The sequence below is a fragment of the Tepidiforma flava genome (assembly GCF_027594505.1).
In the GTDB taxonomy this organism is placed as follows: Bacteria; Chloroflexota; Dehalococcoidia; order Tepidiformales; family Tepidiformaceae; genus Tepidiforma; species Tepidiforma flava.
Genome location: NZ_CP115149.1, coordinates 2160180 through 2183389 on the forward strand (window position 1 = coordinate 2160180; position 23210 = coordinate 2183389).

A 23210-nucleotide genomic window follows, 5' to 3' on the forward strand; every position below is an offset into this window, starting at 1 on the left:
CCCCGTCGCCGGGCGGGGCCACTCCGTTTTCCCCGGCCGAACGAATCGCTGGAGCCTGTCCTTCAGGGGCTGCGGGGGGCGCCCTCGTCGGCTCCCTGCGCGTCGTCACGGCGTTCGCCGGCGCCCGGCGCCGCCGCGCCCGGCCGCCGGAACTGGGCATAGTCCGCCCCGATGAGCGACGACAGCCCGGTCGCCGCCGGCGCCTCGCCCGGGGGCGCGGCCCGCGCCGCCGCGAACGGGCTCCGCTCGCGCGCCAGCGTCCGCTCCAGCACCTCTTTGCGCCCGCCCGTCACCAGCCGGCCGTCGGCCAGCTCCTCGACCCGTCCCGCCATCTCCATCACGAGCCGGTCATGCGTGCAGGCGATGATGGTGATCCCCTCCACCCGCGCCAGGTCCCGCAGCAGGCTGAAGACCGCCGTCGCCGTCGCGGAATCGAGTTCGCCCGTCGGCTCGTCGGCGAGGATCAGCCGGGGCCGCGCCGCCAGCGCGCGCGCAATCGCCACCCGCTGCTGCTCGCCGCCAGAAAGCTCGTACGGCCGGTGCTCCGCCCGCTTCCCGAGGCCGACGAACGCCAGCGCCTCGTCCACCCGCTTCTGCCGCTCCCGGTGCCCCAGCCCCGCAATCCGCAGCGGCAGCTCCACGTTCTCCCGCGCCGAGAGCAGCGGCAGCAGCCCGAACGACTGGAAGATGAACCCCAGCGTGTGCCGCCGCAGCCGGTCGAGCTCCCGGTCGCTCATCCGGTCCACGCGCGCCCCGTCGATGAGCACTTCGCCGCTCGTCGGGCGGTCCAGCCCGGCGATCAGGTTGAGCAGCGTCGTCTTGCCCGAACCGGACCGCCCCACGAGCGCAAGGAACTCGCCGGGCCGCACGCTCAGCGAGACCTCGCGCACGGCCCAGACGTCCTCGCCGCCAGCGCGGAACTTCCGCGAAACGGACCGCAGCTCGACCGCAGCGCCCTCGCTCACCAGTGCGTCCCCTTCGCCCGCACGCGCCGGCTCCCATCCGGCAGCACCTCGATCCGCCCTTCTCCGAGCAGCACCCGCGCCCGCTCGCGGATGTCCAGCGCCTCGAGGTACTCCCGCGGGATTTGCAGCCGGCCGGCCGCGTCCACCAGCACGTACTCTTCGTGGGCGACCGTCGCTTCCGTCCCTTCGAACCGCACCCGCCGGTAGATCTCGGTGCTCGTCCGGCCGTCCCGGATCGCCACCACCCGGTCCACCCGCGCCGCGATGTCCGGGTCGTGCGTCACGATGACGATCGTCGTCCCCAGCTCCTTGTTCAGCGTCCGGAACACCTCGTACACGGTGTCCGCCCCGACGGAATCCAGCTCGCCGGTCGGCTCGTCGGCCAGCAGCAGCGGCGGCTCGTTGGCCAGCGCGACCGCGATCGAGACGCGCTGCTGCTCCCCGCCCGAGAGCATCTCCGGCCGGTGGTGCAGCCGGTGGCCGAGCAGCACCAGCTCGAGCAGCCGCTGCGCCCGCGCCCGCGCCTCGCCCGGCGGCACCCCGTCCAGCACCATCGGCACCTCGACGTTCTGCAGCGCCGTCAGGTACGGCACGAGGTTCCGCCCCGTCTGCTGCCAGACGAACCCCACCTGCCGCCGCCGGTAGCGCACCATCTCCTTCGCCGACATCGTCAGGAGGTCCTGCCCGCCGACGAAACACCGCCCCGCCGACGGCGTATCGAGCCCCGCGAGGATGTTCAGCAGGGTCGACTTCCCTGAGCCCGAAGCCCCGACGATCGCCATGAACTCGCCGCGGCGCACCTTCAGGTCCAGACCCCGAAGCGCCACGACCTCGAGGTTCGACGTCTTGTAAATCTTGAACAGGTCCTCACAGCGGATGTACAGCTCGTCATCGCCGGCTGCGCCGTCGAGGGTCGGCTTCGGCTCTGCCTGCATCTAGATCTCCCCAATCCGCAGCGCGCGGTGCACCGCCAGCCGCGTGTAGACCGCCGCCAGCGCCGCGATGGTCGCCGCGAACACCGCCGCCAGCAGCAGGTAGACCGTCAACACCGCCGGCCAGCTCACCTGCGAAACCAGCGGCGGCACCGGCTCGCTGCCCGATTCGGTCACGCCAAGATACCCGATCATCAGCCGGCCCAGCGGAAAGCCGAGGAACGTCCCGACCGCGACGCCGGCCGCGATCACGAACGCCTGCTCGAAACTCACCAGCCCGAGCACCTGCCGGCTCGAGTACCCCATCGTCCGCAGGATGGCGAATTCCAGCGCGCGCGCCTGCGCGGCCATCGTCGCGTACACCGCGAACCCCAGCCCGGTGAGGATGAGGACCGCCCCGAACGAAAGGAACAGGATGCCCTCCCAGCTCGCCGCCACCAGCGGGTCGGCCTCCTGCCCCGCCCGGATCGCCCGGCGGTCGAAAATGCCCTCCGCCTGCACGCCCCGCGCGAGCAGCGCCTCCCGCGTCATCACCGCCGGGTCCGCCGGGCTCATCCACGCCTCGTTCGCCGTCACCGCGTCGGCGAGCCCCGGCACGGCCGCCCCGAGCACCTGCAGCGCCCGCAGGTCCGCCACCAGCAGGTAGCTGCTCCCGCGCGGGTCGTGCCCCGGGAAGTAGGCGAAGCTCCCCGCGATGCGCGCCCGCGCGTACTGCCGGTTCACGTAGATGGTCAGCTCATCGCCGCGCTCGAGCCCGGCCGTCTCGAGGAACCGCTCCTCCGCCAGCACGGGCAGCGCCGCCGCCGGCCGGGCCGTCCGGAAGCCGAAGAGCGGCCCCTGCCCTGCCGCCCGGGTGAAGGCGATGCGCGCCGCGTTCCCGCCGTCCAGCCCGGCGCCGGGCGCGAACGATACCGCCCCCGGGTCCGCCAGCGCCTGCCCCGTGATGAGCTCGTACCGCTCGAAGCCGTCGAACGGCTCGATCACCATCCACGCACCCGCCCCGCCGTCCCACTGCGCGCTGCCGCTCACCGCCACGTCGTCCACCAGCACGATCGCCCGCTCCGCCACCTGCGGGGCCGACCCGGCGGTCCGCACGTAGACGGCGTCGAGCTCCTTCGGCGTCGCCGGGTTGTAGCGCGCGCCCTGCCCGAACCGCGCCTGCGAGGGCTGCGCCAGGTCGGCCGCGAAGAACCGCCACTCGTTCGATACCTCCTGCTCGACCGGGAAGAGCGTGTAGTCCCAGGAGAGGCCGTTCGGGTCCCGCAGGCGCAGCCCGAGCCGGGCCTGGTTCGGGCCGTAGGGAAAGCGCGCCCAGAGCCCGATCCACCGCGCCCCGGCCGGCACCTCCGCGCCGCGCGCGCYGCCGGAGAGGTCGGCTTCCAGCCGCCCGAGCAGCTCGCCGAGGCCCGCCCCCGCGAAATCGTCCCGCCAAAACGCGACCCGCTCGAACTCGCCGGGCACCACGCCGAGCACCTCGATGCTCACGCCCTGGAAGGCCGAAATGTTGTAGGAGCCCGTCTGCCGGCTCGCCGGCGACACCACCTCCGCGCCGGTCGCCGCCCGGATGCGCTCCGTGAACACGTCATCCGGCACGGCGGCCGGGTTCCGCACGTCGGTGAGCCGCGACGCCGCGCCCGCCTCGTAGGCGGCACGGTCGTCGTAGCCCCGCTCCAGCGTCGCCCGGTAGCCCGCGGCGAACATCCCGACTGCCGTCGCCAGCAGCAGGAGCAGGATGAGCCGGTTGTACTGCAGCGGCGCCCGCGTCATCCGCGTCAGGCCGAGCGCCACGGTCGCGCTCTCCCACCGCCGCCCGGCCCGCGCGATGAGCCCCAGCACCAGCGGGAACACGCGCAGGAAGACCAGCGCCACCATCACCATGAACAGCGTCGGCGAGAGCAGCAGCAGCGGGTCGGCCGAGAGCCCGCCGAACAGCCGCTCCGTGACGAGCGAGCCCCGCTCGCGCAGCTGGTAGAACAGAAACGCGCCCACCCCGACGAGCCCGAGGTCGAGGTAGTAGCGCAGGAAGATCGGCTGCGCCTGCGGCCGCGCGAGGCTGTGCTTGTAGTCGATGGTGCTTGACCGCGAAGCGCGCCACGCCGGCACCAGCATCGCCGCAAAGGCGAGCAGCGCGCCGCCGCCGGCCGCGAGGAACGCCATCCGCGAAATCGGCACGGCCAGCGCAGCGTCGCCGCTCAGCGGCGCGAACGGCGGCGTGTAGCCGAGCAGGCTGATCGCCCCGGCCGCGATGAACGGCCCCGCCAGCGCCCCGGCCCCGCAGATCAGCAGCCCTTCGATGGCGTACACCGCCACCACCTGCCCCGGGCTCCCCCCGCGCGACCGCAGCAGCGCAATCTCGCCGTGCTGGCGCTCCACCAGCATCGACGACACCATCGCGAGGTAGTACAGCGCGATGCCGACGATCTGCAGCATCAGCGCGAACAGCGGCAGCCGCGTGAAAAACAGCTTCGTCTGGTAGCTCGCGATCACCTCGGCGAGACGCGTCTCCACCACCACGTTCGGCACCGCCTCCCGCAGCGCCACCGCCAGCACCCGCGTGTTCGCCTCCACCTGCCGCGCGTTCCGCGCATCGATCGCGCCGATATCGACGAACGCGTACGTCTCGAGCGTGCTGTCCATGTCCGGCAGGTAGGCGGCCACGCGCTCCCGCACGACCGCCTCGTCGAGCCAGAGCGGGTACGTCGGCCACGACGTTTCGAGCGCGAATCGGTCCCGCCGCCCGAACCAGTACGGCTCGTCGAGGTTCCGCGGCGCGATGATGCCGGTCACGACCACCCGGACCGGCTGCGCGTCCTCCCGCCAGAACGGGTGGAGGTCGAACGCATCGCCGACCCGCACCCCGATCCGCTCAGCGGCCTCCTTCCCGATGGCCGCCTCCACCACAGGGGCCGCGCCGTCCGCGGCCGGCTGCGGCGCCGCCGGCCAGCGCCCTTCGAGCACCTCGATGTGGTCCGCCAGCCGGTCCGCGAACTGGAAATGCCCCCGCGGACGGTCAGCGTCGGCGGGCACCGGCGCGCCGGGCGCAGTGACATAAAACGTCGCCGTTCGCCCGAACCGCGCCGTCTCGCCGATCACGCCGCCGAGGTAGCGCCCGAGCAGGCCGTCCACCGTCTCGCGCCGCTGCCGGTAGTCATCCAGCGCCGGCCGGCCGGAGATGACGACCCGGACGTTCCGCTCCGCCGGCTCGGCATTTCGCAGCGCGTACCGCAGCCCGAGGTCGCGCACCGCGTCCGAGTAGAGCACCACCGAGGCCATCAGCGCCGCCGCCATGACGACGCCGACCGCCACCGTCGCGAGCAGGCGGCGGTTGGCGAGGCTTCGCCGGACCACCATCGAGAGGACCACGAGCGCCGTTCGCATTTCCCGCGCGAAACCTACCCGAGTCGCGGCCGCCCGGCAAAGCAGCCGCCGCGCCGGCCCGGCCGCCCTCGTGTACAGTTGCGCCCGATGCGGAGCGCACTCGCCACCTGGCGCCTCTTCGCCCGCCGCAGCGAACGGAACTGGCGGCTGCTCGCCGTCCTCGGCCTCGGCATGCTCATCGCCGCCGCGCTGCTCGCCGCCGCGCCGGTCTACGCGCGCACGATGGCCGACCTCGGCCTCACCTTCACCGTCCGCGACCGCCTCGGCGAAGCCCCGGGGAATCGCGTCAGCTTCACGTCGGTCCCGCTCGGCACGCCGGAAGGCCAGTCGCTCCGCGACGCCGTGGAGCGCCGCATCGCCGAGCGCATCGGCTGGTTCGCGCAGGGCGAATCGCGCGTGCTCATCGGCCCCCGGTTCTTCCTCGCGCCGCCCGGCGAAATGCCGCCCCTCCTCGCGCCGATCGGGCAGCTCCAGTCCGTCACCGGCTACGAATCGGCCGTCACCGTCCTCGAAGGCGAGCTGCCCCGGCCCGCTGCGCCCGGCCAGCCGATCGAGGTCGCCGTCTCGCGCGATGCCGCCCGCGCCGCCCGCCTCTCCGTCGGCCAGCAGCTCGCCCTCGTCGAAGACGTCGACACCTGCGCCCGCGAAATCCCGCGAGAGGACCGCCCGCCCCCGCCGCCCTGCACGCCGACGGCCGGCGTGACCTTCACCCTGGCGGCCGTGGTCGCGGCCATCATCGACCCGCTTCGCGCCGACGACCCGTTCTGGGTGCTCCCCGCCGAGCGGTTCTTCGCGCCGTACCGCCTCCTGCCCGAAAACGGCCCGGTCGTCCCCATGTTCGTCCCCGAGGAGACGCTCCTCGGGGCCTTCGCCGCGCAGTTTCCGGCCTACGGCGCGGGCACGGCATGGCACACCTACGCCCGCCCTGAAGCGCTCTCGCGCGAGACCTTCGACCGCGCGCGCGCCGACCTCTCAGCGCTCTACTACGACCTCGAGCCGCTCGGCGGCGCCAGCTTCAGCCCGCTCGCCAACGTCCTCCGCGACTACGGCCGCGCGCAGCAGTACCAGCAGGCGCCGCTCACTATCCTCCTCCTCGAAATCGCGGCCGTCGCCGTCTTCTACGTCATCCTCGTCTCCATCGTCCTCACCGAACGCCTCGCCGACGAGGTCGCGCTGCTCCGCAGCCGGGGCGCGACCGTGGCGCAGGTCGGCGTCATCACCCTCGCCGAGGGCCTCATCCTCGGCGCGCCGATCGTGCTCGTCGCCCCGCTCGTCGCCGCCGCCGGGACGGCGCTCCTCGGCCTCACGCCGACCTTCGAACCCGTGAACGGCGGAGCCCTTTTGCCCGTCTCGCTTCCGCCGGAAGCGTTCCTCTACGCAGCGGCCGGCGTTGCCGTCTCCATCGCTGCGCTGCTCGCGCCGGCGCTGCTCGCCGCGCGCTCCTCGGCCGTCGTACGCCGCCGCGAACAGGCCCGGCCGGGCCGCCCGCTCTTCCAGCGCTATTACCTCGACCTCGCGCTTGCGGCCTTCGCTGCCCTCCTCCTCTGGGAGCTGCGCGAGCGGGGAACGGTCTTCCGGCCGTCGCCCACCGGCGGCGTCACCTCCGACCCGCTGCTGCTTCTCTCGCCCGCCATCCTCGCGGCGGCGGCTGCCGCGCTCCTCCTCCGCTTCTACCCCATCGCGACCCGCCTCCTCGCGCGGCTCTTCGCGCGGGAAGCGCCGCCCCCGGTCCAGCTCGGCCTCTGGCAGGTCTCCCGCAGCCCCGGCCATTCTGCCCGCCTCGCCCTCCTTCTCGCGCTCGCGCTCGCCGTCGGCACCTTCGCCGCCAGCTACGCCACCACCGCCTCCGCGACGTTCGAGGAGCGCGCCCGCTTCCAGTCCGGCGCCGCCATCCGCGCTGTCACGACCGGCAGCGCCGACCTCGGCCTCGATGGCGCTGCCGCCGATGCCGCCCTTCGCGAAGAGACCGGGGTGCCCCTCGCCTCCGCCGTCCTCCGCCTGCCCGCCGCCCCCGCGGCGGCCGGCGCCACCGGTCGCACCTTCCAGGCCCTCGGGCTGAACCCCGACGACGCCCCCTTCCTCCTCTGGTGGCGAGACGACTTCGCGGAGCGCCCCCTGCGCGACCTCATGGCCGACCTCGGCCCCCCGGAACCGCTCCGCGGCATCGAACTCCCCCGCGGCACGGCGGCGCTCAGCATCGACGTCCGCGCCTCGGCGACGCCCAACCAGATGACCCTCTGGGCCCGCGTCCGCGACGCCACCGGCTACCACCAGCTGATCGAGTTCGGCACCATCGAACCCGGCGAATGGCGGACGATGACGGCGCCAATCTCGCGCGTCTTCGAAGGCCAGCTCCCCGAGCCGCTCACCCTCGCCGCACTCGTCATCACCGAGCCGTCGAACCGCTTCAACACGCTCGAACTGACGATCCTCCTGGATAACCTCGCCGCATCGACATCAGCCGGCGTCACGACCGTGCTCGACGATTTCGAACGCCTGGACCCGGCCTGGACGCCGATCCCCTCCCGCCTCAACCTCCCGGACAGCTTCGACGTCACCCGCGACGGGGCAGTCTCCGGCCAGGCCGGCCGCATCCGCCGCGCCCCGGGCCAGAGCACCGAGCTCTGGGGGCTCGTGCGCGCGCAGTCCGCCGTGCCGCTGCCCGTCATCGCGACGCGCTCCTTCCTGGCCGCGACGGGGCTCACCGTCGGGGCTGTCGCCACCGTCAGCGTCGCTGCCGTGCCCGTGCCCATCCGCGTCGTCGGCGACGTGGCTGCCTTCCCCACGCTGCCAGCCGCCGCCGGTCCCGGCGTCGTTTTCAACCGCGACCACCTCCTGTCGTGGCTCGGCGTCGCCGGCTCCTCGAACCAGCCCGTCTTGAACGAAGCCTGGCTCGAACCGCCGCCCGGGGCCGATATCCCGGCCATCGAACAGGTGCTCCGCAACGACCCGTTCAACTTCGGGCTCGTCACCGACCGCTCCCGCGAACTCGCCCGCCTCGAGCGGAACCCGCTCATCTCCGCAGGCGGCGCCGGCATCCTCTACCTCGCCTTCGGCGCCGTCCTGCTGCTCGTTACGGCGGCGCTCCTCGTCTCGCTCTGGCTCGTCGTCCAGCGCCGCCGGACCGAGTTCGCCGTCCTCCGCTCGCTCGGCCTCTCCCGCGGCGGCGTCGCCCGCGTCCTCGCCGTCGAATACGCCTTCGTCGCCATCGTCGGCGTCGCCGCCGGCACGTGGCTCGGCCGCGGCATCGCCGGGCGCATGCTTTCCTTCCTCGATGTCGATGAAGCCGGCCGGCTCGCCGAACCCTCCTACCTGCTGCGGACCGACTGGATGCTGGTCGGCGCCAGCCTCGCCGCGGTCGCGATCGTTTTCGCCGGCTCGCTGCTCTTCGCTGCCCGCCTCATCGCCCGCACCTCCGACGCGCAGGCGCTCCGGACCGAATAGCCGCCGTCACTCGCCGGGCAGCACCAGCAGCCCCGCCGCGGGGACCGGCTGGCCGGCCGCGTCCAGCAGCACGCCGACCCGGTCGCCCGGCCCGACCGTGTCGAAGGTGCGCTCCCGCGCGGCGAACAGCGGCGCCCCCTCTGCGAACCACACGGACGCCTCGCCCGCGGCCGTCCGGAGCACCATCCGCCCCGCCTCGACCCGCTCGACCCGCCCGGTGACGATCGGCAGCGCAGCCGCCTCCCCCAGGGCTTCGTGCCCGGCGAACGGCCCCGCGGTCGCGCCCTCCGGTCCGCCTTCGCCGACGACGATGGCGCGGACGGCCGCATTGCGCACCTCGTTCGGCACGCCGACGACGGCCGCCCGCATCCCGGGCCGAAGATCGCCCGGGCCGATGGGTTCGAGCACCCACACGCGCGTTCCCGGCGGAACCGCGAACTCGCCGGCGCCCGTCCCGCCCGAGACCGTGAGCCGTCCCCCGTCGGCCCGCTCGACCGTGAACGTCGCGTAGCCCGCCCCGGCCGGCATCGCCATCGGCCCCGGCTCCGGCGGCGCGCCGCCCCCGCCCGTCTGGCGGGCCGCCACGATGACCGCCAGAAGGCACGCGACGACCGCCGCGGCCGCGGCAAGCGGCAGGATGAGCTGCCGGGCTGTCCAGGGGCGCGGTGCGAGCGCGGGCTGCTCCATCAGCCGGGGATGGTAGCCGACTGCGCCGCCCTACGCCTCGTCGATCGTGACCCGGGTGATCGCCACCGGCTCGAGCGGCCGGTCCTGCGCCCCTGTCGGGGCGGTCGCGATGGCGTCCAGCACGTCCTCGCCGGAGGTCAGCTTCCCGAAAATCGTGTAGTTCGGCGGCAGCGGGTAGTCCGCGTGCATGATGAAGAACTGGCTGCCGTTCGTGTTCTGCCCGGCGTTCGCCATCGCCATGGTCCCGCGCAGGTACGGCCGGGTGACGGGCTCATCCTCGAACCGGTAGCCCGGCCCGCCCCGCCCCGTCCCGGTCGGGTCGCCGCCCTGGATGACGAATCCCCGGATGACCCGGTGGAAAATCACCCCGTCGTAAAACCCTTCCCGCGCGAGGAAGACGAAGTTGTTCACCGTCTTCGGCGCCTCGGCCGGGAAGAATTCCACCGTCATCGTGCCGGCCGTCGTCTCGATCGTCGCCCGGTACTGCTTCGCCGGGTCGATCGCCATCGCCGGCGGGGCTGCATACTTTTTCGCCATCGCCGCACCTCCTCGTTCTGTTCCCAGCCTACCCCCCGGCCGCCTTACCCGCTCGAACGAAGCCCGCCCCCTACGGCAGAACCCTGAACTTAGCGGCCGCTCAGGCGTTTCCCCGATACCGCCCCCGGCTGCCCGGCCGAACGATCCCCGTAGCTACCAGTCTCAGGTTCGGAGCCGCCTCATGCCCGGAGTTTCGTTCGCCGCGCGCGATCGCCTCGTCCTCGGGGTCATCGCCGCCCATGTCCCGGTCGTCATCGCCGTCGCCGTCATGGTCGGCGACCTCTCGCTCGTCACCGCCGCAGTCGGCAGCCTCGTCATCGCCGTCGGCGCATGGGCCGCGTACGCCCTCGCTGCGAGTCAGCGCGCATTCCGCGTCGTCGCCGCTGCCGCCCTCATGGCGATGTCCGGCATGCTCATCGCGGCCTCCGGCGGCGAAATCGCCGTCCACTTCCACGTCTTCGTCGTCCTCAGCTTCCTCGTCATCTACTACGACGCGCTCCCCATCCTCGTCGCCGCCGCGGTCATCGCGGTTCATCACCTCGCCGGCAACTACCTCTTCCCGAACTACGTGTTCGACTCCGGCGCCTCGCTCGCGATCGTGATCAAGCACGCCGCGTTCGTCGTCCTCCAGACCGCCGTCACCGTCTACGTTGCCGAGCGCGTCCGCCGCTCGACAGCCGCCATAAGCGCCGCGGCCGACCGTCTCGCCGCCCGGCAGCTGCCGGCGATGCAGGAAGCGTTCGAAGCCGCGGCCCGCGGCGACCTGACCTGCTCGCTCGCCTTCGAGGTCGCCCCCGTCAGCGCCTCCGGCTCCGACGAAATCGGTGCGATGGCCGGCGCGTTCAACCGCCTCCAGGAGCAGCTCGCCGCCATCGCCCGCTCGGCCAGCCAGATGAACGCCAGCCTCGCCGGCCTCGTCAACGAGGTCACCGCCAACGCCCGCCGCGTCCTCGCCACCGCAGCGAACGTCGAAAGCTCCGCGGCCGACGTCGCCAGCGCCGCCAGCCAGATCGCGCAGGCCTCGGCCGATATCGGCGACCTCACCGCCCGCCTGGCCGACATCGCGGCCGCCGCCGAGGCGAACCTCGGCCGCGCCACCGGCGAAGCCGACCACGTCGCGGACGCCACCCGCCAGACCGCCCTGACCGCCCGCGAAGCCCGCGACGAAATCGCGGCCATCCACCACCGCCTGGAAGAGGTCGCGGCCCTCGCCCGCGACGTGAACGACGCCACCCGCGGCAGCAGCGACGCCGCCCGCCAGGGCCAGGACGCCGTCCGCCTCGCCGTCACCTCGATGGAGGCCATCGCCGGCGCCGTCGAGCGCGCCGCCGCCACCGTGAACGAACTCGGCGCCTACGGCGAGCAGATCGGCAACATCGTGACGGTCATCGACGAAATCGCCGCCCAGACGAACCTCCTCGCCCTCAACGCCGCCATCGAAGCCGCCCGCGCCGGCGAGCAGGGCCGCGGCTTCGCGGTCGTCGCCGAAAACGTCCGCCAGCTCGCCGAGCGCTCCAGCGCCAGCACCCGCGAAATCGCCGACCTCATCGCCCGCATCCAGGAGCGCACCACCGAGGCCGTCTCCGCCATGCAGACCGGCGTCGCCGACGTCCAGCAGGGCCGCGAAGTCACCGCCCGGGTCGATGCCTCGCTCGGCGAAATCATCGCGAACATCAGCCGCACCGGCGACCGCGTGCACGCCATCGTCCAGCAGATCGGCGCGCTGGCCAGCTCCGCCAGCACCGTCGTCGAGGCCGCCGGGTCGCTCGTCGAATCCGCCACCGGCGCCGGGGCCGGGGCCGAGGATATCGCCGCCGCCTCCAAATCCGTGCTCGCTTCGGTCGAACAGGTCGCCCAGAGCTCCTCGGAGACCGCTGCGACCGTCCAGGAGCTGAACGCCTCCACCACGACCCTCGGCGACCGCGCTGCCTCGCTCGACCGCGAATCCGCGGCGCTCCGCGAGCTCGCAGAAGCCCTCGCGAAGAGCGTCGGCGCCTTCCGCGCCAGCGGCGAAGCCGCCGCCCCCGCCGCCCTCCCGAGGGCCGTCGACCGCCGTGCGGCCTGAACCCGGGAGCCTCGCGCAGCGCGCGCTGCTGGCGGCCATCGTCCTCGCGATGGTGGCCGCCAGCCTGGCCGCGACCTTCGAGTCCGCTGCCGCCCGCGCTGCTTCCGGCGTCTACCGGTTCTTCTGCGGCTGAACCGCGCCCGCGCTCAGACCCGCTGCTCCCGGACGCCCTGCGGAATCAGCGCATCGCTCACGCTCGCCAGCCATTCGCGCACCCACGGCTCCTCCGCCCGCTTCGGGAGCGCCCGCAGGATGTCGCGGGTGTGCGTCGGCTCGTGGATCGCCACCCCCCACAGCAGCCCTCCGAACCGCACCCTCGACGGCGGGATGTTCAACACCTTCCGGTCCCCGCCGTACAGGATCTCCTGGTCGAGGTGCGCGTCCGTGAACTCCGCTACCGCCCGCAGCAGCCGCTCCCGGTGCGCCTCCGCCTCCTCCAGGAGCTCCTCGACCGAGCGGTCCCGCCGCGACTGGACCGCCGCCTCGTTCCAGTCGTCGATGTCGAACGGGTTCGGGATCGGCGTGTCCGGCAGCGGCGCCTGCTGGCCGACCATCGCCGCCCACCGCGGGACGATCAGCGCGTCGATGGTGCACAGGTGGGCGATGTAGTCCTTCACCGTCCAGTGGCTCCCCGGCACCACGGCCGCCAGCTCCTTCGCCGTCAGCGCCCGGCACAGGTGCGCGAACTGCCGCCGGTGCCGCGCGAACTCGTCGATGACCAGCTGCACCCGGATGTTCATGGGCAACCCTCCACGCCGCTGGACTCTACCGGCCGCTCCTCCGCCGCGCCAGTTCGCGAACGGCCGCCCGCCGTGGAACAATGGCCGCCGTGAACCGGCGCCCCGTCCTCTTCCGCAACGCTTCCGTCTTCGATGACGAGGCCCGCACCTTCCGCGCCGGCCTCGATGTCCTCTGCCGCGACGGCCGCATCGAACGGATCGCCCCCGCCGGCGCCGCGGGCGAACTCCCGGCCGACACCCGCCCGGTTGATGCCGCCGGCGCCTTCCTCATCCCCGGCCTCATCGATTGCCACGTCCACCTCACCTCCGCCGGCGACCCGGACGAACTCAGCGCCATGCGCGCCGAACCCCTCCCCCTCCGCGCGTGGAAGGCGGCCCGCAATGCCGCCGCCACCGTCCGCGCCGGCATCACCACCGTCCGCGACCTCGGCGCCGCCGACCACCTGAACATCCACCTCGCCCGCGCCGTCGAATCCGGTCTGCTCGAAGGCCCGCGCATCCTCGCCGCCGGCTACGGGGTCACCATGACCGGCGGCCACGGCCACGGCTTCATCGCCGTCGAAGCCGACGGCCCCGACGAGGTTCGCAAGCGCGTTCGCGAACAGCTCCGCGCCGGCGCCGCAGCCATCAAGCTCTTCGCCAGCGGCGGCGTCRYGACCCCCGGCGTCGACCCGCGCTCGCCCAGCTTCACGCTCGAAGAGCTCCGCGCGGGCGTCGAAGAGGCGCACAAGGCCTTCCGCGTCGTCGGCGCCCACGCCCAGGCCACCGAAGGCATCAAGAACGCTATCCTCGCCGGCGTCGACTCCATCGAGCACGGCGTCTGGCTCGATGATGAAGCCATCGAGATGATGGCCGCCCGCGGCACCTGCCTCGTCGCGACCCTCACGGCCCCCTGGCAGATCGCCCACATGGGCGCCGAGGCCGGCGTCCCCCGGTACATGGTCGAAAAAGGCTGGCAGGTGCTCGAATCCCACGAAGCCAGCTTCCGCGCCGCCATCCGGGCCGGCGTCCGCATCGCGATGGGCACCGACCAGGGCACGCCCTTCAACCGCCCCGGCGAGAATGCGCAGGAGCCCGCCCGCATGGTCCGCCTCGGCCTCTCGCCGGCTGCGGCGCTCCTCGCCTCGACCGCCTGGGCCGCCGACCTCCTCCGCCTCGCCGACCGCACCGGCCGCATCCGCGAAGGCCTCGATGCCGACCTCGTCCTCCTCGCCCGCGACCCGCTCGCCGACATCGCGGCCCTCGCCGACCCCGCGGCGATCCGCGTAGTGCTCGCCCGCGGCAAGATGGTGGTCGACCGAATCCCCGAAGCGCACCAACCGGAGGCCTCATGAGCCAGCTCCAGAAGATCATCGCCCGCATCCAGCGCCGGGAAGGGCCGGCCATCGGCTTCGGCCGCGTCCCGCGCGAGCAGCCCCGCGCGATGGCCCTCCTCGCGACGGTCCGCGATGCCGCGGCAGCCCGGGCCGCGCTCGATGCCGGCGCCGATGCGGTCCTCTTCCTCGCCGGCAGCGCCGCCCTCGCCGCCGAACAGCTCCGCGGCGTCGCCGGCCCGAAAGTCGCGGCCGGCGTCTCCCTCCCGGTCCTCTCGGTCGCCGATGCCGAGAAACTCCGCGATGCCGGCTGCGATTTCGTCGTCAGCCCGCTCGAAACGACCGACTCCGCCGCCGTCGATGTCGAGAAGATGGGCCACCTCGTCGTCGCCAGCGAATCCATCGAAGACAACACCCTCCGCGCGCTCGGCCCGCTCGGCCTGGACGGCCTCTTCGTCCAGCGCGCCCACGGTCCCATGAAGCTCTCCGAACAGCTCGGCCTCGTCCGCCTCGCCTCGTTTTCGAACACCGGCCTCGTCGTGACCGTCGACCTGGCTGCCTCCGCCGCGGACCTCCGCGTGCTCCGCGATTCCGGCGCCGTCGCCATCGTCGCCCCGGAAGGCGCTTCCGCCGCCGACATCGCCAGCCTCAACGAGCGCCTCCGCGCCGTCCCCGCGCCGCGCAAGGCGCGCTCCGAATCGAACCAGGTCGCGCTCGTTCCCTCCCTCATCGGCGGCCACGACCACGACGAGGAGGACGACGACGACGGCGAGGAGGACTGAGATGCCGCAGGTCGCCGTCGAACGTTCCGGGAACGTTGCCGTCGTCACCATCACCAACCCGCCGCGCGGGTACATGGACACGGCGACCGTCGCCGAGCTCGACGCCGCGACGGCGGACCTCGAGCGGGACGAGGCCGTCCGCGCTGTCGTCATCACCGGCGGCGTCCCCGGCGTCTTCATCCGTCACTACTCGGTCCGCGAGCTCGAAGCCCTCGCCCGCCAGCTGCGCGAGCGCGGCATCGCCGTCGACCCGGCCCGGCCGCTGCCGCCGCGCGATATCGACCGCGTCTTCGGCCGCCTCGAAGAGATGCCGAAGCCGGTCATCGCCGCCATCAACGGCTTCGCCATGGGCGGCGGCTTCGAGCTCGCCCTCTGCTGCGACCTCCGCATCGCCGAAGAAGGCCCCTACGAACTCGGCCTGCCCGAAGTGCGCCTCGGCATCCTCCCCGGCGCCGGCGGCACCCAGAAGCTGCCCGCGCTGGTCGGCGTCGCCCGCGCGCTCGAGCTGACGCTCCGCGGCCGCACCGTCGCGCCCCCCGAAGCGCGCGACCTCGGCCTCGTCCACGAACTCGTCCCGCCCGGCCGCGCCCTCGACCGCGCGCACGAACTCGCCGCCGAGCTCGCGTCGCTGCCGCCCCGCGCCGTCGGCCACATCAAGCGGCTCGTCCGCGCCTCTGCCGCCGCAGGCCGGGCCGACGGCCTCGCCCTCGAGCGCACCCTGTTCCTCGACCTCCTGCTCTCCGATGACGCCCTCGAACGCATGTCGCGCATGAACACCGATGACCGCGACATCCGCGACGCCTGAGGCAGACCTCGCGGCTCTCCGCAGCGCGCTCGCCGGCTGGTACGCCGCCCGCGGCCGCCACGGCCTCCCCTGGCGCCGGACCCGCGACCCGTACGCCGTCCTCGTCTCCGAAGTCATGCTCCAGCAGACCCAGGTCGAGCGGGTGCTGCCGTACTACGCCGGCTGGCTCCAACGATGGCCGACGTTCGCCGCGCTCGCCGCCGCCGCTCCTGCCGATGTCATCACCGCCTGGCGCGGCCTCGGCTACAACCGCCGCGCCCTCGCCCTCCGCGCCGCCGCCCGCGAGGTCGTCGACGTCCACGGCGGCGAATTCCCGTGGGAGCCGGCCGCGCTCCGCAAGCTCCCCGGCGTCGGGCCGTACACCGCCGCGGCCCTCCGCTGCTTCGTCCGGGATGAGTCCGTCCCCGTACTCGATACCAACATCGCCCGGGTCGTCGCCCGCGTCGCGGCCGGCGCTGCGCTGCCCCGCGAGCTTCCGCCGAAGCAGCTCGAAGCCGCCGCCGCGGCGCTGCTTCCCGCCCAAGGAGCCCGCGACCACAACCTCGCCCTCATGGACCTCGGCGCGCTCGTCTGCACCGCGCGAAGCCCCGCCTGCGGCGCGTGCCCTCTCGCAGCCGGCTGCCGCTGGCAGCGCGAAGGCCAGCCGCCGCCCCGGGCGGCGGCGAAGCCCGCGCCGCCCCGCTTCGAAGCGACGAGCCGCTTCGCCCGCGGCCGCATCATCGACCGGCTCCGCTCCGGTCCCGCCGCCGAGGACGAACTCCGCGCCATGCTCCCGGCGGGCCACCGGCCGCGCCTCGCCGGCTACCTCGCCGCGCTCGAGCGCGACGGCCTCGCCGTGCCGATCGGCGGCGGCGCGTGGGCGCTCCCGCCCGGCTGAGCCGGCCTACGTGCCTTCCTGCCAGCTCGCCAGGTAGCGCTGCTGCTCCTCGGTCAGGTAGTCGATCTGGATGCCCATCGCGTGCAGCTTCAGGCGCGCGATCTCCTGGTCCACTTCGTGCGGGATTTCGTAGACCTTCTTCTCGAGCTTCTGCGCGTTCTGCGCGATCCACTCCGCCCCGAGCGCCTGGTTCGCGAACGACATGTCCATCACGGCCGCCGGGTGGCCCTCAGCCGCCGCCAGGTTCACGAGCCGGCCTTCGCCCAGCAGGTACAGCCGCCGCCCGTCGAGCAGCCGGTACTCATCGACTGAGGCGCGGACCGCCCGCTTCCCCTCGCTCATCGCCTGGAGCGCTTTCAGGTTGATTTCGCTGTCGAAGTGGCCGCTGTTCGCGAGAATCGCGCCGTCCTTCATCGCCTCCAGGTGCTGCCGGTCGATGACGTTGATGTCGCCGGTGAGCGTCACGAAGATGTCGCCCAGCTTCGCCGCCTCGGCCATCGGCATCACCCGGTAGCCGTCCATCACCGCCTCGAGCGCCTTCACCGGGTCGACTTCGGTCACGATGACCTGCGCGCCCATGCCGCGCGCCCGCGCCGCAACGCCCCGGCCGCACCAGCCGTACCCTGCCACCACGAACGTCTTCCCCGCGAGCAGGATGTTCGTCGCCCGGACGATCCCGTCGACGGTCGACTGGCCCGTCCCGTACCGGTTGTCGAACAGGTGCTTCGTGTCCGCCTCGTTCACCGCGACGATGGGGTAGCCGAGCGCGCCCGCAGCGGCCATCGCCCGCAGACGGATGACGCCCGTCGTCGTCTCCTCCGTGCCGCCGACGACGCCGGCGAGCAGGTCGCGCCGGTCCTTGTGCAGCGTCGCCACCACGTCGGCGCCGTCGTCCATCGTCAGCTGCGGGCCGTGCTCCAGCGCCTGGTGGATGTGACGGTAGTACGTCTCGTTGTCCTCCCCGCAGATGGCGAAGACCGGGATGCCGTACTCCTCCACCAGCGCCGCCGCGACGTCGTCCTGCGTCGAAAGCGGGTTGCTCGCGCACAGCCGCAGCTCGGCGCCGCCGTCGCGCAGCGTGATGGCGAGGTTCGCCGTCTCGGTCGTCACGTGCAGGCAGGCGGTCATGCGGATGCCGCGGAGCGGCTGCTCGCGCTGGAACCGCTCGCGGATGAGGCGCAGCACGGGCATCTCGCGCGCGGCCCATTCGATGCGCCGGACGCCTTCCGGCGCAAGGCGTGGATTGGCGATGTCACACGGGGTCGACAAACCGGGGACTCCTGGGTCGGTCTCGAAGCGCCCTGCCTAGTCGTGCAGGGTTACGAAGGCTCCATCATACTTCCGGCCCCGGATAGCGGCACGGAGCCGCCGCAGCGTCGAGCCGAGGCCGGAGGGGTCGCGCCGCGTCGCGCTCGCCTCGACCAGCTGGCAGGCCTCCCGGTAGCCGAGCCGCGCGTACGCTGCGACCGCCGGCGTGTTGCGCGGGTCCACCGTCAGCACCACATAGTCGCAGCAGTCGAGCAGCGCCTCCGTCACCGCGCTCGTCGCGCTCGTCGCGAGCCCGCGGCCCCGGTAGGCCGGGTGCGTGAACACGTTGCCGACGACCGCCACGCCCTCCTGCCGCGAGACGACGTGCGTGCCCGCGATGGCGACGAGCCGCCCCTCCAGCACCACGCCCCGGTAGACGCCGCTGTCGATGTGCTCGGGGATGTAGTAGCTCGGCCCGTTTTCACTGCCGTAGAGCGCGTTGATCTTCCGGATGTCGACGCCCGTGAGGTGCACCGTTTCGTAGACCTGCGACGGCCGGAACGTCTCGCGCGTCACCACCATCCGCGTCATCGGCTGCTGGGTCGCCAGCCGGTACACCCGCTTCAGCACCTCCACGTGCTGCGGCTGGCAGGTCGCGTACGTCTGCGCCGTTCCCGGGTGAATGGAAAGGACCGCATGGATGGCGTCCGGGTCGCCCATCACGAAGGTTGCGTCGCCGAGGCCGCCCCGGCTGTGCAGCACGAGCCCGGTGCCGGTCGTCCCCCGCGCGAGGAACCACCGCGTCCGCGCGAACAGCTCCGGCTCGAGCTGGCCGAGCGCATAAGCCGTGTACTCGACCCGCGCCCGCAGCAGCGGCCGGATTTCGTCCGGGTCGCGCAGCTGCCGGACGACATAATCGAGCCGCCGCGCCGGGATTCCGCCGAGCCGCAGCTCACGTTCCGCCATCAGTCGCCGACCTCGAAGTGCGTCAGCGCCCGGAACTGCCGGTMGCGCTGCTCCACCTCGTCCCGCTCCAGCGTCAGCAGCCGGGACGGCCCGAACCCCTCCACGCAGAAGGAGGCGACCGTCGAGCCGTAGATGATCGCCCGCCGAATTTCGCGCTGGTCGATCACCGGCACCGCATCGAGATAGCCCATGAACCCGCCGGCGAAGGCATCCCCCGCGCCGGTCGGGTCCACCACCTCTTCGAGCGGGTAGCCCGGCGCCACGAAATAGTCCTCCCCGCTGATGTAGGCCGCGCCGTACTCGCCGAGCTTGATGACCACCGCCTTCGTGCCCCCCTCGAGCAGCTTCCGGCCGGCCCGCGCGATGCTGGGCACGCCCGCGAGCTCCCGCGCCTCGCTTTCGTTGATAGACACCACATCGGCCGCGCGGATGGCCTTCATCAGCTCATCGCGCGCCCCGTCGATGAAGAACTTGATGGTGTCCACCATCCTCGTGCGCGCCCCGGGCACCATCGCCATCAGCCGCTGCTGCAACACTGGGTCGCCGGCGGCGGCGAACAGCCCGCTCGAATCCTCCCAGCCCGCCGGCAGCTTCGGCTCCCAGGCGGCATTCACCCCGAGCACCGTGTAGAGCGTGTCGCGGCTGTTCATGTCGTAGTGGTAGCGGCCGCCCCAGCGGCTCGTTTCGCCGCCCGGCACGACCTCGAGCCCGGCGAGGTCGATGCCCGGCCGCTCCAGCGCCCGCCGCATCTCGTCCGGGAAGTCCTCGCCCACGGCCGCGAGCAGCCGCACCTCCGTGAACAGCGAGGCTGCCAGGGCTGCGCACGTCGCCGAGCCCCCGAGCGACCCTTCGCGCCGCTCGAACGGCGTCTCGATTTCGTCGATGGCCACCCAGCCGGCGATGAGGAGGCTCACGTCCCAGCCTCCAGCCAGCGGCGGAGGATCGGCGCCAGCCGCTCCCGAACCTCAGCCGGGACTGCCGCCCGGGGCGCCACGATCGCCGCATCGAGCGCCGTCGCGCAGGCGCACCCTTCGCGCGGCGGCAGCGCGCCCGCCAGCAGCCGCACGGCCTCCTGGCTCACCGCCACGTTCCGGCGCAGTGTCTCGAACACGGTCGCGGCGTCCACCGCCGCTTCGGTCTCATGCCAGCAATCGTAATCCGTCACGCACGCCAGCGTCGCGTAGCAGAGCTCCGCCTCGCGCGCGAGCTTCGCCTCCGGCAGCGCCGTCATGCCGATGAGGTCCGCGCCCCACGCCCGGTGCAGTTCGCTCTCCGCCCGGGTCGAAAACGCCGGGCCCTGCATCACGACGTACGTCCCGCCCTCGTGCACCGTGGCGCCGGCGCACCGGGCCGCCGCCAGCGCCGCCTGCCGCATCCGCGGACAGAACGGCTCGGCGAAGCTGATGTGGCCGACCAGCCCATCGCCGAAGAACGTCGAAGGCCGGCCCCACGTCCGGTCGATGAGCTGCGACGGCACCACGAGGTGCCCCGGCGCGTACACCTCCCGCAGGCTGCCGACGGCCGAGACCGAAAGCACCCGTTCGACGCCCAGCTGCTTCAGCGCCCAGAAGTTCGCCCGCTGCGGCAGCTCCGAGGGCAGGATGGTGTGGTGACGGCCGTGCCGCGCGAGGAACGCGACCCGCCGCCCGCCAAGCGTCCCGACCCGGATGCGGTCGCTCGGCGGCCCGAACGGCGTCGCAATCTCCAGCTCCTCGGCGTCCTCCAGCCCCGGCATGTCGTAGAAGCCGGAGCCCCCGATGACCGCCAGCGGGATGGACTCGCTCATCGCTGCGCTGCCTCCAGTTGCAGCTCCCGGAGCAGGGCTGCGATCGCTGCCGGGTACGGCGGGCGGACGACGCCCCGCTCCGTGATGATGCCCGTGATGAGGTCGGCCGGGGTGACGTCGAACGCCGGGTTCCACGCCTCGACGCCGGCCGGCGCCCAGCGCGCGTCCCCGTAGCCGCCGACCTCCCCGGCGGTGCGGAATTCGATCGGGATCTCCGCCCCCGAGCGGCAGGCAGGGTCGAACGTGCTCGTCGGCGCCGCGATGAAGAACGGCACGCCGGCCCGCGCTGCCGCGAGCGCCAGCCCGAGCGTGCCCACCTTGTTCGCCGTGTCGCCGTTCGCCGCGATGCGGTCCGCGCCCGTCACGACCGCCGCCACGCTCCCCGAGAGGATGAGCGCAGCCGCCGCCGTATCCGGCAGCAGCACCGCCGGGATGCCGGACTGCAGCAGCTCCCACGCCGTCAGCCGCGCGCCCTGCAGGAGCGGCCGGGTCTCCGTGACGTAACACCGTTCGAGCCGCCCCGCGGCGTGGGCCGCGCGCACGACCCCGAGCGCCGTCCCGGCGCCGCCCGTCGCGAGCGTGCCCGTGTTGCAATGGGTCAGCACATCGCCCGGGGGCACGGCGCTGAGGCCGTGCCGGGCGAGCGCCCCGTCCTCCGCCTGCCGCCGGCGCAGATACGCCGCGCAGAACGCCCACGCAGCCGCCGCGCGCTCCCTCTCGGGCGCGGCAAGCGCAGCATCCCGGCAGGCCGCCGCCCCGGTCGCCAGCTCGACGGCCGTCGGCCGCGCGCTGCCAATCCGCTCGGCCGCCGCCCGCAGCGGCGCCTCCGCGGCATCTGCCTCCGCGGCGAGGGCGACCCCGGCGGCCCCGCACAGCCCCAGCAGCGGCGCGCCCCGGACGCGGAGCGCGCGGATGGCCTCCTCGAGCTGGTCGATGTCGCGGATATCGAGCCACCGCTCCTCGTGCGGCAGCCGCGACTGGTCGAGCACCCGCAGCGCCGGCGGTTCGAACCGGATCACCTCGAGAGGCGGCTCCATCTCACCCCTCCCGAAACCGGATGAGCGCATCGACCCGGTACGCGCCGAGCCGCTCCCGCCCGCCGAGGCCTTCGAGTTCGATGAGGAACCCCATGCCGGCGACCCTCGCGCCGAGCAGCTCCACCAGCTTCGCCGCCGCGAGCGCCGTCCCGCCGGTCGCCAGCACATCGTCGACGATGAACGCCGCCGTCCCCGGCGCGAGCGCGTCCTGGTGGATGTCGAGCCGAGACTCCCCATATTCGAGCGCGTACTCCACCGTCAGGCGCGCCGCCGGCAGTTTCCCCTCCTTCCGGATGGGCACGAACGGGAGCCCCAGCCGGTCGGCGATCGGCGCCCCAAAGAGGAACCCCCGCGATTCGATGCCGACGACCGCCCCCGGCCCGGCCGCCTGCGCCCGCTCCGTCAGCCCGTCGAGCGCGGCCCGGAACGCCGCCGGCTCACCCAAAAGCGGCGTGATGTCGCGGAACAAAATGCCCGGCCGCGGGAAATCCGGGATGGTCCGGATGTGCCGTTCGAGCTCCACGCCGGGATTGTACGCCAGCCCTGCCCGGCGGCACCCGGGCGCGCCCCGGCGCGGTCCGTTCCCCGGCCTTTACCTTCGCCCGCGGCCTGTCCGGCACCTTCACCGGTCCACGCGCCATGCTCGGTGTGAAGGAGCTCACCCATGGCTGCACCAAACCGCCGCTTCGCCAACGAACGCCACCCTCTCCTGAAAATCGCCGCCGCAGTGGTCGCGCTCGCGACCTTCGCGTCGATCTGGACCGCCTTCTCCCTGTCGTACGCCTCCGACAGCGCCGCGAACGCCGACCCCGAATCGTTCGCCGCCGTGACATCAATCGATACCGCTTCCCCGCCGACCGGTGCAGTGCCCGAATCCGCCGCAACACCCTCGCCGACGCCCTCGTCATCCTCCGCTGCCGGCTCAGCCCCGCCGCCGACCGTCGCACCCTCGACCGGCAGCCAGCGCGGCAGCTCGACCGCCCCCGTCCAGCGGAGGTCGCGCGGCTCATGACATCGTGGCGTCTCGGCATCGCCTCCGGTCTCGCCGCCGTCGCTGCCGTCCTGCTGGTCCGCGCCTCCGGGGACAGCGCGGCGGCCCATACCTGGCACGCCCTCCGGGCGGCCGGGTTCGTTACCTATCTGCTGTTCTGGGTCTCCTGCCTGTCTGGCATGGCCTTTTACCTCCGGATCGCCGTGCCGCGGGTGCGCGCCTCCGCCCTGTTCGAACTGCACCGCGTCACCGGCGTCCTCGCCGCCGCCTTCCTGGCCAGCCACCTCGTCGGCGTGCTCGTCGACCCGTGGATTCATTTCCGCCTCATCGACATCCTCGCCGGGGCGACCGCCTCCTACCGGCCGTTCGCGCTCTTCCTCGGAGCTGCCGGCGCGTGGGCCGTCGCCATCGTCGTCGCCACCACGGCCTTCAGCGGCCGGTTTCGCTACGCGACCTGGCTCAACCTCCACCGGCTCGCCTTTCCCGGGTACGTCGTCGCGCTCTTCCACGGCCTGCTCGCGGGCAGCGATTCGGCGAACCCCCTCGTCCTCGCGATGTACGGCCTGACGGCCGGCGCCGTGGCCGGGCTCGGCGTGCTCCGGCTTGCCGGGCGCGAACGCCCGGTGCCGGCGGCGGTCTCGGTCCCCGGCCGCTGAC

21 protein-coding genes are annotated in these 23210 nt (G+C 73.2%); 9 read left to right on the forward strand and 12 right to left on the reverse strand.

Annotation, left to right across the window (positions count from 1 at the left end; all coding sequences use genetic code 11):
- Positions 1-62 precede the first annotated feature (62 nt).
- The 3 genes from O0235_RS11950 to O0235_RS11960 are packed head-to-tail and all read right to left on the reverse strand — an operon-like array spanning position 63 to position 5275.
- On the reverse strand, positions 63-965 hold the full coding sequence (locus tag O0235_RS11950; protein ID WP_270056009.1) for an ABC transporter ATP-binding protein: 903 nt from the start codon (positions 963-965) through the stop codon (positions 63-65).
- Positions 962-1900, reverse strand: coding sequence for an ATP-binding cassette domain-containing protein (locus O0235_RS11955; protein ID WP_270056010.1), 939 nt, complete (start codon positions 1898-1900; stop codon positions 962-964). Before O0235_RS11955 ends, O0235_RS11950 begins: the two co-directional genes overlap by 4 nt.
- Positions 1901-5275, reverse strand: coding sequence for an FtsX-like permease family protein (locus O0235_RS11960; RefSeq protein WP_270056011.1), 3375 nt, complete (start codon positions 5273-5275; stop codon positions 1901-1903). It lies immediately after the preceding gene.
- An 87-nt stretch (positions 5276-5362) separates the two neighbouring features.
- On the opposite strand from O0235_RS11960, the gene O0235_RS11965 reads away from it, so the two are divergent.
- Entirely contained in the window at positions 5363-8719 is a 3357-nt protein-coding gene (locus O0235_RS11965; RefSeq protein WP_270056012.1) for an ABC transporter permease, read from the forward strand.
- Between the two features lie 6 nt (positions 8720-8725).
- Here the strand turns inward: O0235_RS11965 and O0235_RS11970 are convergent, their stop codons facing one another.
- Together O0235_RS11970 and O0235_RS11975 are read right to left on the reverse strand one after the other, a co-directional pair.
- Entirely contained in the window at positions 8726-9406 is a 681-nt protein-coding gene (locus tag O0235_RS11970) for a hypothetical protein (RefSeq protein ID WP_270056013.1), read from the reverse strand.
- A gap of 30 nt (positions 9407-9436) precedes the next feature.
- Entirely contained in the window at positions 9437-9913 is a 477-nt protein-coding gene (locus tag O0235_RS11975; protein WP_270058073.1) for a peptidylprolyl isomerase, read from the reverse strand.
- A gap of 211 nt (positions 9914-10124) precedes the next feature.
- Here O0235_RS11975 and O0235_RS11980 point away from each other — a divergent pair, with 211 nt between their 5' ends.
- Both O0235_RS11980 and O0235_RS11985 read left to right on the forward strand, forming a co-directional pair.
- Entirely contained in the window at positions 10125-12008 is a 1884-nt protein-coding gene (locus O0235_RS11980) for a methyl-accepting chemotaxis protein (RefSeq protein ID WP_270056014.1), read from the forward strand.
- The gene (locus O0235_RS11985) at positions 11998-12141 is read left to right on the forward strand and encodes a hypothetical protein (RefSeq protein ID WP_270056015.1); all 144 of its coding nucleotides are present in this window, start codon (positions 11998-12000) and stop codon (positions 12139-12141) included. The genes O0235_RS11980 and O0235_RS11985 overlap by 11 nt, the downstream gene beginning before the upstream one ends.
- A gap of 13 nt (positions 12142-12154) precedes the next feature.
- Here the strand turns inward: O0235_RS11985 and O0235_RS11990 are convergent, their stop codons facing one another.
- Complete coding sequence (locus tag O0235_RS11990; RefSeq protein ID WP_270056016.1) at positions 12155-12748, reverse strand: DinB family protein; 594 nt, start codon at positions 12746-12748, stop codon at positions 12155-12157.
- A gap of 89 nt (positions 12749-12837) precedes the next feature.
- Between O0235_RS11990 and O0235_RS11995 the strand changes: the two genes are divergently transcribed.
- From O0235_RS11995 to O0235_RS12010, 4 genes are read left to right on the forward strand one after another with little or no spacing between them, the layout of a single operon-like run.
- Entirely contained in the window at positions 12838-14082 is a 1245-nt protein-coding gene (locus tag O0235_RS11995; RefSeq protein WP_270056017.1) for a metal-dependent hydrolase family protein, read from the forward strand.
- Positions 14079-14843 carry a hypothetical protein gene (locus tag O0235_RS12000; protein ID WP_270056018.1) on the forward strand — a complete coding sequence of 255 codons (765 nt, stop codon included), beginning with the start codon at positions 14079-14081 and terminating at the stop codon, positions 14841-14843. Before O0235_RS11995 ends, O0235_RS12000 begins: the two co-directional genes overlap by 4 nt.
- A gap of 1 nt (position 14844) precedes the next feature.
- Positions 14845-15648 (forward strand): enoyl-CoA hydratase/isomerase family protein, encoded by an 804-nt coding sequence (locus O0235_RS12005; RefSeq protein ID WP_270056019.1) that lies wholly within the window; start codon positions 14845-14847, stop codon positions 15646-15648.
- On the forward strand, positions 15623-16525 hold the full coding sequence (locus O0235_RS12010) for an iron-sulfur binding domain-containing protein (RefSeq protein ID WP_270056020.1): 903 nt from the start codon (positions 15623-15625) through the stop codon (positions 16523-16525). Before O0235_RS12005 ends, O0235_RS12010 begins: the two co-directional genes overlap by 26 nt.
- 6 nt (positions 16526-16531) lie before the next feature.
- On the opposite strand, the gene ahcY is transcribed toward O0235_RS12010, so the two are convergent.
- Genes ahcY through O0235_RS12040 form a run of 6 tightly spaced genes read right to left on the reverse strand, consistent with a single transcriptional unit; the run spans position 16532 to position 22085 of the window.
- Complete coding sequence (ahcY, locus tag O0235_RS12015) at positions 16532-17794, reverse strand: adenosylhomocysteinase (RefSeq protein WP_270056021.1); 1263 nt, start codon at positions 17792-17794, stop codon at positions 16532-16534.
- Between the two features lie 36 nt (positions 17795-17830).
- Positions 17831-18739, reverse strand: coding sequence for a GNAT family N-acetyltransferase (locus O0235_RS12020; RefSeq protein ID WP_270056022.1), 909 nt, complete (start codon positions 18737-18739; stop codon positions 17831-17833).
- Positions 18739-19653 (reverse strand): PfkB family carbohydrate kinase, encoded by a 915-nt coding sequence (locus O0235_RS12025; protein WP_270056023.1) that lies wholly within the window; start codon positions 19651-19653, stop codon positions 18739-18741. The genes O0235_RS12020 and O0235_RS12025 overlap by 1 nt, the downstream gene beginning before the upstream one ends.
- The gene (gene mtnP, locus O0235_RS12030) at positions 19650-20525 is read right to left on the reverse strand and encodes an S-methyl-5'-thioadenosine phosphorylase (RefSeq protein WP_270056024.1); all 876 of its coding nucleotides are present in this window, start codon (positions 20523-20525) and stop codon (positions 19650-19652) included. The genes O0235_RS12025 and mtnP overlap by 4 nt, the downstream gene beginning before the upstream one ends.
- The gene (mtnA, locus tag O0235_RS12035) at positions 20522-21562 is read right to left on the reverse strand and encodes an S-methyl-5-thioribose-1-phosphate isomerase (RefSeq protein WP_270056025.1); all 1041 of its coding nucleotides are present in this window, start codon (positions 21560-21562) and stop codon (positions 20522-20524) included. The genes mtnP and mtnA overlap by 4 nt, the downstream gene beginning before the upstream one ends.
- A gap of 1 nt (position 21563) precedes the next feature.
- Positions 21564-22085: an adenine phosphoribosyltransferase gene (locus O0235_RS12040; RefSeq protein WP_270056026.1), complete on the reverse strand. Its 522-nt coding sequence runs from the start codon at positions 22083-22085 to the stop codon at positions 21564-21566.
- Positions 22086-22226: 141 nt separating this feature from the next.
- On the opposite strand from O0235_RS12040, the gene O0235_RS12045 reads away from it, so the two are divergent.
- Positions 22227-22574: a hypothetical protein gene (locus tag O0235_RS12045; RefSeq protein ID WP_270056027.1), complete on the forward strand. Its 348-nt coding sequence runs from the start codon at positions 22227-22229 to the stop codon at positions 22572-22574.
- Positions 22571-23209 (forward strand): ferric reductase-like transmembrane domain-containing protein, encoded by a 639-nt coding sequence (locus O0235_RS12050; protein WP_270056028.1) that lies wholly within the window; start codon positions 22571-22573, stop codon positions 23207-23209. The genes O0235_RS12045 and O0235_RS12050 overlap by 4 nt, the downstream gene beginning before the upstream one ends.
- Position 23210: the final 1 nt, after the last annotated feature.

Bases quoted from the DNA above. Each gene is read 5' to 3' on its own strand.
- O0235_RS11975 (WP_270058073.1), bottom strand. From the start codon at position 9,913: ATGGCGATCGACCCGGCGAAGCAGTACCGGGCGACGATCGAGACGACG.
- O0235_RS11955 (WP_270056010.1), bottom strand. From the start codon at position 1,900: ATGCAGGCAGAGCCGAAGCCGACCCTCGACGGCGCAGCCGGCGATGAC.
- O0235_RS12005 (WP_270056019.1), top strand. From the start codon at position 14,845: ATGCCGCAGGTCGCCGTCGAACGTTCCGGGAACGTTGCCGTCGTCACC.
- mtnP (WP_270056024.1), bottom strand. From the start codon at position 20,525: ATGAGCGAGTCCATCCCGCTGGCGGTCATCGGGGGCTCCGGCTTCTAC.
- O0235_RS12045 (WP_270056027.1), top strand. From the start codon at position 22,227: ATGGCTGCACCAAACCGCCGCTTCGCCAACGAACGCCACCCTCTCCTG.
- O0235_RS11990 (WP_270056016.1), bottom strand. From the start codon at position 12,748: ATGAACATCCGGGTGCAGCTGGTCATCGACGAGTTCGCGCGGCACCGG.
- O0235_RS12010 (WP_270056020.1), top strand. From the start codon at position 15,623: ATGACCGCGACATCCGCGACGCCTGAGGCAGACCTCGCGGCTCTCCGC.
- O0235_RS12000 (WP_270056018.1), top strand. From the start codon at position 14,079: ATGAGCCAGCTCCAGAAGATCATCGCCCGCATCCAGCGCCGGGAAGGG.
- O0235_RS11980 (WP_270056014.1), top strand. From the start codon at position 10,125: ATGCCCGGAGTTTCGTTCGCCGCGCGCGATCGCCTCGTCCTCGGGGTC.
- mtnA (WP_270056025.1), bottom strand. From the start codon at position 21,562: ATGGAGCCGCCTCTCGAGGTGATCCGGTTCGAACCGCCGGCGCTGCGG.
- O0235_RS11970 (WP_270056013.1), bottom strand. From the start codon at position 9,406: ATGGAGCAGCCCGCGCTCGCACCGCGCCCCTGGACAGCCCGGCAGCTC.
- O0235_RS12020 (WP_270056022.1), bottom strand. From the start codon at position 18,739: ATGGCGGAACGTGAGCTGCGGCTCGGCGGAATCCCGGCGCGGCGGCTC.
- O0235_RS11965 (WP_270056012.1), top strand. From the start codon at position 5,363: ATGCGGAGCGCACTCGCCACCTGGCGCCTCTTCGCCCGCCGCAGCGAA.
- O0235_RS12050 (WP_270056028.1), top strand. From the start codon at position 22,571: ATGACATCGTGGCGTCTCGGCATCGCCTCCGGTCTCGCCGCCGTCGCT.